Origin of the sequence: Marinobacter sp., from assembly GCF_041687235.1 — a bacterium.
Lineage (GTDB): Bacteria > Pseudomonadota > Gammaproteobacteria > Pseudomonadales > Oleiphilaceae > Marinobacter.
This window is the reverse complement of record NZ_JAWLCH010000013.1, coordinates 65,141-77,660: the sequence shown is the minus strand read 5'-3', so window position 1 is coordinate 77,660 and position 12,520 is coordinate 65,141. Positions and strand designations below refer to the sequence as shown.

General features: G+C 58.2%; 11 protein-coding genes and 1 tRNA gene. All 12 read left to right on the top strand.

Features of this window, described 5'->3' with window-relative positions; genetic code table 11:
• The first annotated feature begins 58 nt into the window (after positions 1-58).
• The 12 genes from ftsH (at position 59) to rpsO (ending at position 12,204) form a co-directional block, all read left to right on the top strand.
• Complete coding sequence (gene ftsH, locus ACESMK_RS15940) at positions 59-2,002, top strand: ATP-dependent zinc metalloprotease FtsH (protein ID WP_373000931.1); 1,944 nt, start codon at positions 59-61, stop codon at positions 2,000-2,002.
• Between the two features lie 93 nt (positions 2,003-2,095).
• Complete coding sequence (folP, locus tag ACESMK_RS15935; RefSeq protein ID WP_373000929.1) at positions 2,096-2,926, top strand: dihydropteroate synthase; 831 nt, start codon at positions 2,096-2,098, stop codon at positions 2,924-2,926.
• Positions 2,926-4,269, top strand: a complete 1,344-nt coding sequence (gene glmM / locus ACESMK_RS15930; protein WP_373000927.1) for a phosphoglucosamine mutase — start codon at positions 2,926-2,928, stop codon at positions 4,267-4,269. Before folP ends, glmM begins: the two co-directional genes overlap by 1 nt.
• A gap of 75 nt (positions 4,270-4,344) precedes the next feature.
• The gene (tpiA, locus tag ACESMK_RS15925; RefSeq protein ID WP_373000925.1) at positions 4,345-5,103 is read left to right on the top strand and encodes a triose-phosphate isomerase; all 759 of its coding nucleotides are present in this window, start codon (positions 4,345-4,347) and stop codon (positions 5,101-5,103) included.
• Positions 5,104-5,127: 24 nt separating this feature from the next.
• On the top strand, positions 5,128-5,508 hold the full coding sequence (gene secG, locus ACESMK_RS15920; protein ID WP_373000923.1) for a preprotein translocase subunit SecG: 381 nt from the start codon (positions 5,128-5,130) through the stop codon (positions 5,506-5,508).
• 7 nt (positions 5,509-5,515) lie between these two features.
• Positions 5,516-5,600, top strand: a tRNA-Leu gene (locus ACESMK_RS15915).
• Between the two features lie 321 nt (positions 5,601-5,921).
• The gene (gene rimP / locus ACESMK_RS15910) at positions 5,922-6,383 is read left to right on the top strand and encodes a ribosome maturation factor RimP (protein WP_373000921.1); all 462 of its coding nucleotides are present in this window, start codon (positions 5,922-5,924) and stop codon (positions 6,381-6,383) included.
• 54 nt (positions 6,384-6,437) lie between these two features.
• Positions 6,438-7,931: a transcription termination factor NusA gene (nusA, locus tag ACESMK_RS15905; RefSeq protein WP_373000919.1), complete on the top strand. Its 1,494-nt coding sequence runs from the start codon at positions 6,438-6,440 to the stop codon at positions 7,929-7,931.
• Between the two features lie 18 nt (positions 7,932-7,949).
• A complete protein-coding gene (gene infB / locus ACESMK_RS15900; protein WP_373000917.1) occupies positions 7,950-10,493 on the top strand; it encodes a translation initiation factor IF-2 in 2,544 nt (847 codons plus the stop codon).
• Positions 10,493-10,918 (top strand): 30S ribosome-binding factor RbfA, encoded by a 426-nt coding sequence (rbfA, locus tag ACESMK_RS15895; RefSeq protein ID WP_373000915.1) that lies wholly within the window; start codon positions 10,493-10,495, stop codon positions 10,916-10,918. Before infB ends, rbfA begins: the two co-directional genes overlap by 1 nt.
• Positions 10,915-11,856 (top strand): tRNA pseudouridine(55) synthase TruB, encoded by a 942-nt coding sequence (gene truB, locus ACESMK_RS15890; protein WP_373000913.1) that lies wholly within the window; start codon positions 10,915-10,917, stop codon positions 11,854-11,856. The genes rbfA and truB overlap by 4 nt, the downstream gene beginning before the upstream one ends.
• A 78-nt stretch (positions 11,857-11,934) precedes the next feature.
• A complete protein-coding gene (gene rpsO, locus ACESMK_RS15885; RefSeq protein ID WP_064230008.1) occupies positions 11,935-12,204 on the top strand; it encodes a 30S ribosomal protein S15 in 270 nt (89 codons plus the stop codon).
• Positions 12,205-12,520 lie beyond the last annotated feature (316 nt).

Below are 12,520 nucleotides of genomic sequence, written 5' to 3'. Positions count from 1 at the left end.
GGTGTCAGAAAAGGGTGTCTCGCGAAAGGTGGACCCTTCAATTCACAGGTGATGATCCTTGAACGATATGGCAAAAAATCTGGTTCTCTGGCTAATTATAGCCGCCGTGCTGCTGATGGTGTTTCAGAACTTCTCTCCCACCACCACCGGCCAACAAGTCAATTATTCCCAGTTTGTGGAGATGGTCCAGCAAGGGCAGGTCCGTCAGGTCACAATCGATGGGTTGCAGGTTCAGGGTACCCGTGGTGACGGCTCCCAGTTCCAGACAATCCGTCCCCAGGTGTCTGACAACAAGCTGATGGACGATCTTCTCGCAAACGACGTCGAGGTTATCGGTAAGGAGCCTGAGCGCCAGAGCCTGTGGACACAGTTGCTGGTGGCGGCGTTCCCGATACTGATCATCATCGCGCTGTTTGTCTTCTTCATGCGCCAGATGCAAGGCGGCGGTGGCGGCAAAGGCCCCATGTCGTTTGGTAAGAGCAAGGCGCGCCTGATGAGCGAAGACCAGATCAAGACCACCTTCGCGGATGTGGCCGGCGTGGATGAGGCCAAGGAAGATGTGAAGGAGCTGGTGGATTTCCTCCGGGATCCCAGCAAGTTCCAGCGTCTTGGTGGCAGTATTCCGAAGGGCGTTCTGATGGTCGGTCAACCGGGTACCGGTAAGACACTGCTCGCCAAGGCCATTGCCGGTGAAGCCAAAGTGCCTTTCTTCTCCATTTCCGGTTCGGACTTCGTGGAAATGTTTGTGGGCGTGGGTGCTTCCCGGGTTCGCGACATGTTCGAGCAGGCCAAGAAGCAGAGCCCCTGCATTATCTTTATCGACGAGATCGACGCGGTTGGCCGCCATCGTGGCGCCGGTATGGGCGGTGGTCATGACGAGCGCGAGCAGACCCTGAACCAGCTGCTGGTTGAGATGGACGGCTTCGAGGGTAACGAAGGCGTGATCGTCATCGCCGCGACCAACCGTCCGGACGTTCTCGATCCGGCGCTGCTGCGTCCGGGCCGTTTTGACCGCCAGGTTGTGGTGGGTCTTCCGGATATCATCGGTCGTGAACAGATCCTCAAGGTGCACATGAAGAAAGTGCCCCTGGCGGACGGCGTTGAGCCGGTTCTGATCGCCCGCGGTACGCCCGGCTTCTCCGGTGCAGACCTGGCCAACCTGGTGAACGAGGCGGCCCTGTTCGCAGCCCGTCGCAACCAGCGCCTGGTGTCCATGGAAGAGTTCGAGCTTGCCAAGGACAAGATCATGATGGGCGCCGAACGCAAGTCCATGGTGATGAGCGAGAAGGAAAAGCGGAACACCGCTTATCATGAGTCCGGCCATGCCATTGTTGGCCGTCTGATGCCGGAGCATGACCCGGTGTACAAGGTGAGCATTATTCCCCGTGGCCGCGCTCTGGGTGTCACCATGTTCCTCCCTGAAGAGGACAAGTACAGCCACAGTAAGCGCTTCCTGATCAGCTCTATCTGCAGTCTGTTCGGTGGACGTATTGCCGAGGAGTTGACGCTTGGTTTTGACGGTGTGACCACCGGTGCCTCGAACGACATCGAACGGGCCACCAGTCTGGCCCGGAACATGGTGACCCGTTGGGGGCTGTCCGAGAAACTTGGTCCTCTGCAGTACGATACCGACAGCGAGGAGCCATTCCTCGGCCGGTCTGCCGGCCAGTCCCAGACGGTGTATTCGCCGGAAACTGCCCAGCGGATTGATGAGGAAGTCCGCAATATCATCGACAGCTGTTACGAGAAAGCCAAACAGATCCTGATTGATAACCGGGACAAGCTGGACATGATGGCCGATGCCCTGATGAAGTACGAAACCATCGACCGTCACCAGATTGACGACATCATGGAAGGCCGGACCCCGCGCCCGCCGAAGGGCTGGGGCGACAGTGGCCCTGCTGGCGGCGTGAAGGCGGATGAGCCTGAGTCAGCGCCGGAGCCGAAGGCTTCCGACGATGGTCGCCATCCCGGTGTTGGCCGTCCTGCAGGAGAGCACTGACGCTTAAAGTCTCTCGGCCAGAAAATCGTGTAGTCCCCTGCGCCGCCCGGATCCCGGGCGGCGTTTGTTTTTGCCAGTCTGCAAAGGTTTGTCATGAAAATGAATTTTGCCGGGCGGGAGTTGGATATGTCCCGCTGCCATGTGATGGGAGTTCTGAACGTAACGCCGGATTCGTTTTCCGACGGTGGCAAGTTTAACCGGCCGGAGGCGGCTCTCATGCGGGCAAGGCAGATGGTCGCTGATGGCGCCGCCTTCATCGATATTGGTGGCGAATCTACCAGGCCAGGCGCGACGCCGGTGTCGGTCCAGGAGGAGCTGGATCGGGTGTGCCCTGTGGTGGAGGCCGCTGCCCGGGAGCTCGAAGCCGTGATTTCGGTAGACACCAGTGCCCCGGAAGTGATGGCGGAGACTGCGAAGCTTGGCGCCGGTCTGATTAACGATGTGCGTGCGCTGCAGCGCGATGGCGCGCCGGAGGTGGCTGCCCGGGCGGGCATACCGGTGTGCATCATGCATATCCAGGGCGAGCCGGACACCATGCAGGATAGGCCCGAGTACCGGAATGTGCGTCGGGAAGTCAGTGCCTTTCTGGCCGAGCGCATTCGTGTCGCAGAGCTGGCCGGAATTCGGCCCGACAATATTCTTCTCGATCCGGGCTTTGGTTTTGGTAAAAGCCTTGAGCACAATCTGCAGTTGCTCGCGTCCCTCGAGCAAATGCATATCCTGGGACATCCCCTGCTGGTTGGCGTCTCCAGGAAGTCCATGCTGGGTCATATTACAGGCCGGGATGTGAATGAAAGGTTGCCCGCAAGCCTTGCGGCCGCGACAATAGCCGCCATGAAGGGTGCCAGCATTATTCGCGTGCACGATGTCAGGGAAACAGTGGACGCCGTCCGTGTGGCGGCGGCAGTGAAGGAGGCAGGTTAATGTCCGAGAGAAAATACTTTGGAACGGACGGGATTCGCGGGCGCGTGGGTGAGTTTCCGATTACCCCGGAATTCATGCTCAAACTTGGGTGGGCGGCCGGTCAGGCGTTCAAGCGGGACGGTCAGCGTAACAGTGTGCTGATTGGCAAGGACACCCGGCTCTCGGGCTACATGTTTGAGTCCGCGCTCGAGGCTGGCCTGTCTGCGGCAGGCGTGGATGTGAAGCTGCTTGGCCCGATGCCGACTCCCGCAATCGCCTACCTTACCCGGACCTTCCGGGCGTCGGCCGGTATCGTGATCAGTGCGTCCCATAACCCGCATCAGGACAACGGTATCAAGTTCTTCTCGGCGGCCGGTACCAAGCTGGATGATGCATTGGAAGCGGAGATTGAGCGTTGGCTGGATATGCCGATTGAGGTGTGTGGCCCGTCAGAGCTGGGCAAGGCCTCTCGCGTGGACGATGCCCCCGGCCGCTATGTCGAGTTCTGCAAGAGTACCGTGCCCAACGAGTTTACCCTTGAGGGCATGAAGATTGTGCTCGATTGCGCCCACGGTGCGACGTACCACGTGGCGCCCAAGGTATTCAGCGAGCTTGGCGCGAGGGTGTCGGTGATCGGGGGCGATCCTGATGGCCTGAACATCAACCTGAATGTCGGCTCCACCCACCTTGAGGCGCTCAAGGCTGCAGTCATCGAGAAGGGCGCAGATCTGGGGATCGCCTTTGATGGCGATGGTGACCGAGTGCTGATGGTGGACCGCGATGGGTCCGAGGTGGACGGTGATGAACTTCTCTATGTGATTGCGTCCCAGCGTTTTGCAGAGGATCGCCTTAAAGGAGGTGTTGTCGGTACGCTGATGACCAACCTGGGCGTCGAGTTGGCGCTGAAAGAGATCGGTATCGAATTCGAGCGGGCGAAAGTTGGTGATCGGTATGTGATGGAGCGGCTTCTGGCCAACAACTGGGTGCTGGGTGGAGAAGGTTCCGGCCACATGGTTATTCGGGACTGCACCAGCACAGGCGATGGTATTGTTTCCGCGCTGCAGGTTCTGCTCTCGGTGTGGAAGTCGGGAAAGACGCTTTCTGATCTCCGCCAGGGCATGAGCAAGCTGCCCCAGGAAATGATCAATGTCCGGGTTGAGCAGCGTTTTGATCCGTTCAGTCGTGACGATATTGTGGCCGCAGTGCGTAAAGCTGAATCGGAACTGGGCGGCTCCGGCAGAATTCTGCTGAGGGCCTCGGGGACCGAGCCTTTGATCCGGGTGATGGCCGAAGGGCAGGACGCCGGTGAGATTATGCGTGTGGTCCAGGAACTGGCGAAAGTCGTCGAGAAATCCACCGCTTAATTTTGTGTTTTCAGGCGGTTGTCTGCAGGAAGGGAGTGCTGTATAGTTCGCCCTCCCTCACGTTCGGGAACTGTTATGCGTCGTAAGATCGTAGCCGGAAACTGGAAAATGAACGGGTCGAAAGACCTGGCACAAGCGCTGGTAGGCGATGTGCGATCCCAGGCGGCCTCTCTTGATAATGGCGTCGAGGTTGTTATTATTCCTCCCGCAATTTATGTCGGAGATGTGGCGGCAAAGGCTGGCGATGTGCTGTCAGTTGGCGTTCAGAATGTGGGGCAATGGGCTTCCGGAGCCTATACCGGCGAGATCTCTGCGGAGATGGCGCGGGATCAGGGCTGCCACTATGTGCTGGTCGGGCATTCCGAGCGTCGTCAGATCTTCGGTGAGACAGACGAGATAGTGGCCGAGAAAGTCGGTCGTGTCGTTGCCGGCGGTCTCTATGCTGTCGTCTGTGTTGGCGAGACTCTGGAAGAGCGCGAGGCTGGAAGAGCCGAAGCGGTTGTTGCCTCCCAGGTGAAGAAAGGTCTGGCAAAGGTTGGGCCGGACCAGTGGCAGCGTGTGGTCGTAGCGTACGAGCCAGTTTGGGCGATCGGCACGGGCAAGACTGCTACAGCACAGGATGCGCAGGCAATGCATGCCTCGATCCGTAAGGTGCTTCTTGAAATGGGTGCCCCGGCAGACGAGATATCCCTGCTTTACGGGGGCAGCGTAAAAGCGGATAATGCAGCCGCTCTTTTTGCCGAGCCGGATATTGACGGTGGTTTGATCGGCGGAGCGTCGCTCATAGCAGAAGATTTTGTAAGTATTTGCCGGAGTGTTCCGGCGAGTACCTGAATTTAAAGGTTCGCGAGAGTCGTTATGGATTGGGTAGAGACACTGGTAGTCGTTGTGCACGTCGTGATCGCGGTGGCGCTGGTGGGTCTGGTGCTGATCCAGCAGGGCAAGGGCGCTGATGCTGGTGCCGCCTTTGGTGGTGGTGCTTCCCAGACTGTGTTTGGCAGTCAGGGCAGCGGTAGCTTCCTGACCCGCTTTACGACCCTGCTGGCCGTTATATTTTTCGTAACAAGTTTCTCGCTGGCAATTTTTGCCAAGCAGCGTGCCGAAGTGGCGGGTGAAGCCGGTATTCCTGTTGTTCAGGAATCCAGTAGTGCCGCTCCTGCAGACGGTGCCGCTGAGGATGGCGAAGCAGCCTCCAGCGAATCCGAGGGCGGGGAGTCTGATCTCCCCGAACTCGAGTAAGAATGTTGCCCGGGTGGTGAAACTGGTAGACACGCTATCTTGAGGGGGTAGTGGCGAAAGCCGTGCCGGTTCGAGTCCGGCCCCGGGCACCATATTAGAAGAAAAACGGCTTGGATTTCCCAGGCCGTTTTTTTTGGTCAGTCCTTGACCAGTCTGCCTGGCGTCTCTATACTCCGGCGGATATTGGGACCTGCCGCGTGTTACTGGCGGGTTTCTGGCAGGCCAGGTGTCTGTCAGCAGGAAACGGTACACCGGTTTGTTTCCTGCGAGTTCTTGCAACAAAAGGCCCCATCATTCGGGGCTTTTTGATTAAGGGGCCTGGCGCAACGGGCCCTGGTGCATAAAAAGGGCTGATAAAACAGCCCTTTTTTTGTTTTTGGGGCCGGTAAATCTGATAACGGAGAAGGCACAACTTGTCAGCCAAGCTTAAGCAACTGGAAGACATTCTTCAGCCTGTAGTAGAAGGTCTGGGGTATGAGTTCTGGGGCATTGAATTCCGCTCGCAGGGCCATCATTCCCTGTTACGGGTGTTTATTGACGATGCCGAGAACGGCATCGGTATCGACGACTGTGAAAAAGTCAGTCGTCAGATCAGCGGTGTGATGGATGTGGAAGATCCCATCCAGACCGAATACACACTGGAGGTCTCATCCCCGGGGATGGATCGCCCGCTGTTCCGTCTTGAGCAATACGAGGCCTTTGTTGGTCACCAGGTTCAGATTCGTCTCCGGATGGCGTTTGAAGGCCGCCGGAAGTTTCAGGGGCTGATCAAGGGCGTTGAAGGTGACGATGTGGTGGTGGTCGTTGATGATCACGAGTATCTGCTGCCGTTCGACAGCATTGAAAAAGCCCACATCATACCGGTATTCGAATGAACGATCTGAAAAAGTCCGTGGACGCACAGTTGATTTTAAGGGCAGGGCAATCCAATGAGTAAAGAGATCTTGCTGGTGGTTGAATCCGTCTCGAACGAGAAAGGTGTCGAGAAGGATGTGATTTTTGAGGCGATCGAACTGGCACTGGCCACCGCTGCCAAAAAACGCTTTGAAGACGAAGAGGCGGATATCCGCGTATCGATCGACCGGAGAACCGGCGAATATGAAACGTTCCGCCGTTGGCTGGTGGTCGATAATGACGCCGTTCCAGCGCTGGGTACCGAACTTACCCTTCAGGAAGCCGAGGAAATCGATCCGGCTCTGAAGCCTGGCGATATCCACGAGGAAAAGATCGAATCCGAGGCCTTCGGCCGGATCGGCGCCCAGGCCGCCAAGCAGATCATCTTCCAGAAGGTCCGTGAAGCTGAGCGCATGAAAATTGTCGACAGCTACCGTGACCGCGTTGGTGAGCTGGTGTCCGGTACTGTCAAGAAAGTGACCCGCGACAATGTCATTGTTGATCTGGGTGCCAATGCCGAGGCGCTGCTGCCCAGAGAATACCTGATCCCGCGGGAGACCTTCCGCATGGGGGATCGGGTACGTTCCCTGCTGCAGGAGATCCGTACAGATCACCGTGGACCGCAGTTGATCCTCAGCCGTACTTCCCCGCAGATGCTGATCGAGCTGTTCCGCATCGAAGTGCCGGAGATCGCGGAAGAGCTGATCGAGATCCGTGGTGCTGCCCGTGATCCCGGTTCCCGGGCCAAGATTGCCGTGAAGACCAACGATCGCCGCATTGATCCGGTAGGCGCCTGCGTAGGTATGCGTGGTTCACGGGTCCAGGCGGTGTCCAACGAACTCGGCGGTGAGCGTGTTGATATCGTGCTCTGGGACGACAACCCTGCCCAGCTGGTGATCAACGCCATGGCGCCTGCAGAAGTGGCGTCCATCGTGATGGACGAAGACCGGCACACCATGGAAGTGGCCGTAGCGGAAGATAACCTGGCCCAGGCCATCGGCCGGAATGGGCAGAACGTCCGTCTCGCAACCGACCTGACTGGCTGGACCCTGAACGTGATGACCGAGGAAGAAGCCGGTGAGCGTCAGGAGCAGGAGTACAATCGGCTTGTTGAGCATTTCACTGGAAACCTGGATGTTGATGAGGAGTTTGCCGGTGTTCTGATTGAGGAAGGGTTTACCTCCATTGAAGAGGTGGCCTATGTGCCAATGGAAGAGATGCTGGCGATCGAAGGCTTTGACGAAGAGACCGTCACCGAGCTGCGCCGCCGTGCCAAGGATGTCCTGCTGAATCAGGCCCTGGCAAGCGAAGAAGCGCTCGAGGGCGCTGAGCCGGCAGAAGATCTCCTTGGAATGGATGGCATGGACCGTAGCCTGGCCTTCAGACTGGCTGGCATGGGCGTGCGCACTATGGAAGATCTGGCAGAGCAGTCGGTAGACGACTTGCTCGAGATTGAAGGTATGGATGAAGAGCGTGCCGGTCAGCTTATCATGACTGCACGTGCCCCCTGGTTTGAAGACCAGGCTTAATTCGGGAGGAGGACCAGTATGGCTGAAGTAACGGTAAAACAACTGGCCGAAGATGTAGGCGCTCCCGTGGATCGTTTGCTGAAGCAGATTGTGGAGGCTGGCCTGAAAGCCCGCTCCGAGAATGATTCTGTCTCCAGCGATGAGAAGCAGCAGTTGCTGGCCTATTTGAGAAAGACCCACGGTGAGGCCGATGCCGAACCGCGCAAGATTACCCTGAAGCGCAAGACCACCACGACGCTCAAGGCCGGCAAGGCAAAGACCGTCAATGTTGAGGTTCGCAAGCGCCGTACCTACATCAAACGGGCTGAATTGCAGCCTGAGGCTGAAGCACCGAAGCCGGAAGAACCGGTAGCAGAGCAGCAGCCGGAGCAAGCACCGGTGGAAGAAGCGCCGAAGGTGGCTGCCGAGCAGGCTGCCCAGCCAGAGGCAGAGAAGCCGGCTGAGGCAGCTACGTCAGAGCAGTCGGAACAGGCAGAGGCGGCTGAGCCGAAGAAAGAGCCCGAGCCCGAGCCGGTTCCCGCTCCGGAAGACATGCCGATGCCGCCGCCCGAGGGCGATGGCAAGGATCGGAAGCCGAAGAAAAAGAAAGAGAAAGTTCGCGAGCGTGGCGACGAGATCGAAGAGGGCAAGCCGAAGAAGAAGCAGGCTGGCCATCGTGGTCCTCGCAGTCGTCCGGTGGAAGAGCCGCTGGTTATCTCCGAGGATGAGGAAGAGACCACGCTGCGCAAGCCGCTGCGTGCGAAAAAGAAACCCAAAGAGAAGCGTCATGCTTTCGAGAGGCCGACCAAACCAATGGTCAGAGAAGTAGCAATTCCGGAAACGATTTCTGTCGGTGACCTTGCCCAGCGCATGGCGGTCAAATCGGCGGATGTCATCAAGACCCTGATGGGCATGGGCGTCATGGCCACCATCAACCAGGCGCTGGACCAGGAAACTGCGGTTCTGGTGACCGAGGAGCTGGGCCACAAAGCCAAAACCGTCAGCGAGGATGCGTTCGAGGAAGAGGTTCTCAGCGAATTCTCCTTCGAAGGTGGCGAGAAGACCAAGCGTGCTCCGGTTGTCAGTGTGATGGGTCACGTTGACCATGGTAAGACATCACTGCTGGACTACATTCGCCGTACCAAGGTGGCTTCCGGTGAATCCGGTGGCATTACCCAGCATATTGGTGCTTACCACGTAGAGACGGATCACGGTATGGTGTCCTTCCTGGATACTCCGGGCCACGCGGCCTTTACCGCCATGCGTGCCCGCGGAGCCCAGTGCACCGATATCGTAGTGCTTGTGGTTGCCGCCGATGACGGTGTGATGCCGCAGACCAAGGAAGCCGTCCAGCACGCCCGTTCTGCAGGTGTGCCGATCGTTGTCGCCATCAACAAGATGGACAAGGAAGAGGCAGACCCGGATCGCGTCAAGACCGAGTTGGCGGGCATGGAAGTGATTCCGGAAGACTGGGGCGGCGACGTCCAGTTCGTACCGGTTTCCGCCCACACCGGTGAAGGTATCGACGATCTGCTGGAAGCTCTGTTGCTCCAGGCCGAAGTGCTTGAGCTTGAGGCGGTAACCGATGCACCCGCCAAGGGTGTGGTTGTTGAGTCGAGCCTTGAGCGTGGTCGCGGTTCCGTGGCGACTGTTCTGGTTCAGAACGGTACCCTGCGCCAGGGCGACATGGTTGTGGCCGGCTCCTACTTCGGTAAGGTCCGGGCGATGACCGATGAAGCCGGCAAGCAGGTCAAGGAAGCCGGTCCATCAATTCCGGTGGAGATCCTTGGCCTGAACGGTACCCCCGATGCGGGTGACGAATTCTTCGCGGTTGCCGACGAGAAGAAGGCCAAAGAGCTGGCCGAATTCCGTCAGAGCCGTGAGCGTGAGCAGCGCTTGCAGCGCCAGCAGGCGGCGAAGCTCGAGAACCTGTTCGAGAACATGGGCAAGGACGAGGTCAAAACCCTCAATGTGGTGCTCAAGACCGACGTTCGTGGGTCTCTGGAAGCCATCACCAAGGCCTTGCAGGACCTTGGTAACGAGGAAGTCCAGGTGAAGATCGTGTCTTCCGGCGTAGGCGGTATTGCCGAGACCGACGTCAGCCTGGCCATGGCGACCAACGCGGTTATCTTCGGTTTCAACGTGCGTGCTGACACAGCGTCCAAGCGCCTGGTTGAGCAAGAAGGTCTGGATCTGCGCTACTACAGCATCATCTACAACCTGATTGATGATGTGAAAGCAGCCCTGACCGGCATGCTGGCACCAGAATTCCGCGAAGATATCGTGGGCATTGCCGACGTGCGGGACGTGTTCCGTTCGCCGAAGTTTGGCCAGGTGGCCGGCTGTATGGTTACTGAAGGTACCGTTTACCGGAACAAGCCGATCCGGGTTCTGCGGGACAACGTGGTTATCTTTGAAGGCGAGCTGGAATCCCTGCGTCGCTTCAAGGACGATGTGCCTGAAGTCCGTAATGGTATGGAGTGCGGTATCGGCGTTAAGGGTTACGACGTGAAAGTCGGCGACCAGATCGAGGTGTTCGATCGCGTCCGGGTCGAGCGCAAGCTTGAGTCCACGGGGGCCTGATGCCGAGAGAGTTCAGCCGTATTGATCGCATCGGCGATCAGATGCAACGGGAACTGGCCCAGCTCATCCAGCGGGAAGTGAAAGACCCGCGGGTGGGCATGGTCACGGTAAATGCGGTCAAGGTCAGTCGTGACCTTGGCTACGCTGATATCTATGTATCCCTGCTTTCCACCGAAGAACTGACGGAGGAATCTGCGGAGGTCAAGGAATCGATTGCGGTGCTCAACAAGGCCTCGGGCTTTCTGCGCGGCCAGGTTGGGCGGGCAATGAAGCTCAGGGTAGTGCCCCAATTGAGGTTCCACTTTGACACCCTGCAAGGTTACAGCCGCAAAATGGACAGCCTCATTCGCGAAGCGGTAGGCGACAAGCCAGCCGTAGACCGGAATGAAGACAAAGACCAGGATGATCCGGAGCGTAACGCTTGAGCCGCAGACGTAAAGGCCGTGACGTTAACGGTATTCTGGTTATCGATAAGCCGATGGGAGTTACCTCCAACGGCATTTTGCAGCAGGTCAAGCGCCTGTTCGGAGCTGCCAAGGCAGGCCACACCGGCGCTCTTGATCCTCTGGCTACAGGCGTATTGCCTCTGTGCTTTGGTGAGGCGACCAAGTTCTCCCAGATGATGCTCGACAGCGACAAGGCCTACATTGCCACCGCCCGGCTCGGAATCCAGACCGAAACCGGTGACAGTGAAGGCGCCGTTGTTGCCGAGAAGCCGGTACCCGCCGGTCTGACCGCTGATGTGCTGGAGCCGGTTCTGGACCGCTTCCGGGGCGATATCCAACAGGTTCCCTCCATGTATTCGGCGCTCAAGCACAAGGGGCGTCCGCTCTACGAATATGCCCGCGAAGGTATTGAGGTTGAACGCCCTGCGCGGCCGGTCACCATCTACGAGTTGACCCTGCTGGACATTCGTGAAAATGAGCTGGATATTGCGGTCAGCTGCACCAAGGGTACGTACATTCGCTCACTGGTTGAGGATATTGGTGAAGCCCTCGGTTGCTGGGCCCACGTCACGGCGTTGCGCCGTACCATGGCCTCCGGGTTCACCCTGGCGAATGCCCACGCAGTGAGCGATCTCGAGGAGATGCGAGAGCGGGACGAGAGCCTCGATGGCCTGCTGGTGGCGCCGGATGCCGCGCTATCCATGTTCCCCGAGCACCGTCTGGCGGGGCAGGCGCTGGTATCGATCTTGAACGGACAACCGGTTAGAATACCGGGTCGGGCTTATGAAGGTTTCGTGCGTCTCTATGCGAATGAGAGCGCCAACGGAAGCTTCGTGGGACTGGCAGAAGCATTCCCGGAAGGCGAGCAGACCAATCTGGTTCCCCGTCGACTGGTGAAGAGCAGCGGAAAGCGTTAGGCGCGCCGCTGTTTAGCCGGGCTGTAGAGATGCGCGGTTCGGCCGTATTCAAAAGCATCGCAAACAATGAGGTGAGATATGGCACTTTCTGCCAACGAGAAAGCACAGATCGTTCAGGATTTTCAGCAAGGTGATGGCGATACCGGTTCCCCTGAAGTTCAGGTGGCACTGCTGAGCGCCAACATCAACAAGCTGCAGGATCACTTTAAGGCCAACAAGCAGGATCACCATTCCCGCCGCGGCCTGATCCGGATGGTAAACCAGCGTCGTAAGCTGCTGGATTACCTCAAGCGCAAGAACGCTGACCGTTACCTGGAGCTTATCCAGCGTCTGGGTCTGCGTCGCTGATCCGGGTCTCTACGACCTGAGGGCTGCGCCGGTAGTTCCGGTGGCAGCCGTCAACCAGCAGGCTCTTCGCGGGGCCTGCTGGTTGTGCTTGTCTTTCACTGCAGTTGGATTGTCTGTGTTATCGAAGGATTCCCTGTCGTAATGGAAAGCCGAAATTGATAGCAGGTTGTTGAAAACCCGGGCAGGCGGCCTCTGGAATTGCTGCCTTCAGACCGGGGTTTTGCAACAGCCTGTTAGCTTTCAGACGGGTTGCTCTTCAGACCACAGCAAATCATCTGCAGAACTACGGTTTCGGGCGCAGGGGCGTCCGGAACGA

Coding starts and splice junctions, on each gene's coding strand:
- folP (WP_373000929.1), top strand. CDS start 2,096: ATGAAAATGAATTTTGCCGGGCGGGAGTTGGATATGTCCCGCTGCCAT.
- glmM (WP_373000927.1), top strand. CDS start 2,926: ATGTCCGAGAGAAAATACTTTGGAACGGACGGGATTCGCGGGCGCGTG.
- tpiA (WP_373000925.1), top strand. CDS start 4,345: ATGCGTCGTAAGATCGTAGCCGGAAACTGGAAAATGAACGGGTCGAAA.
- secG (WP_373000923.1), top strand. CDS start 5,128: ATGGATTGGGTAGAGACACTGGTAGTCGTTGTGCACGTCGTGATCGCG.
- nusA (WP_373000919.1), top strand. CDS start 6,438: ATGAGTAAAGAGATCTTGCTGGTGGTTGAATCCGTCTCGAACGAGAAA.
- infB (WP_373000917.1), top strand. CDS start 7,950: ATGGCTGAAGTAACGGTAAAACAACTGGCCGAAGATGTAGGCGCTCCC.
- rbfA (WP_373000915.1), top strand. CDS start 10,493: ATGCCGAGAGAGTTCAGCCGTATTGATCGCATCGGCGATCAGATGCAA.
- rpsO (WP_064230008.1), top strand. CDS start 11,935: ATGGCACTTTCTGCCAACGAGAAAGCACAGATCGTTCAGGATTTTCAG.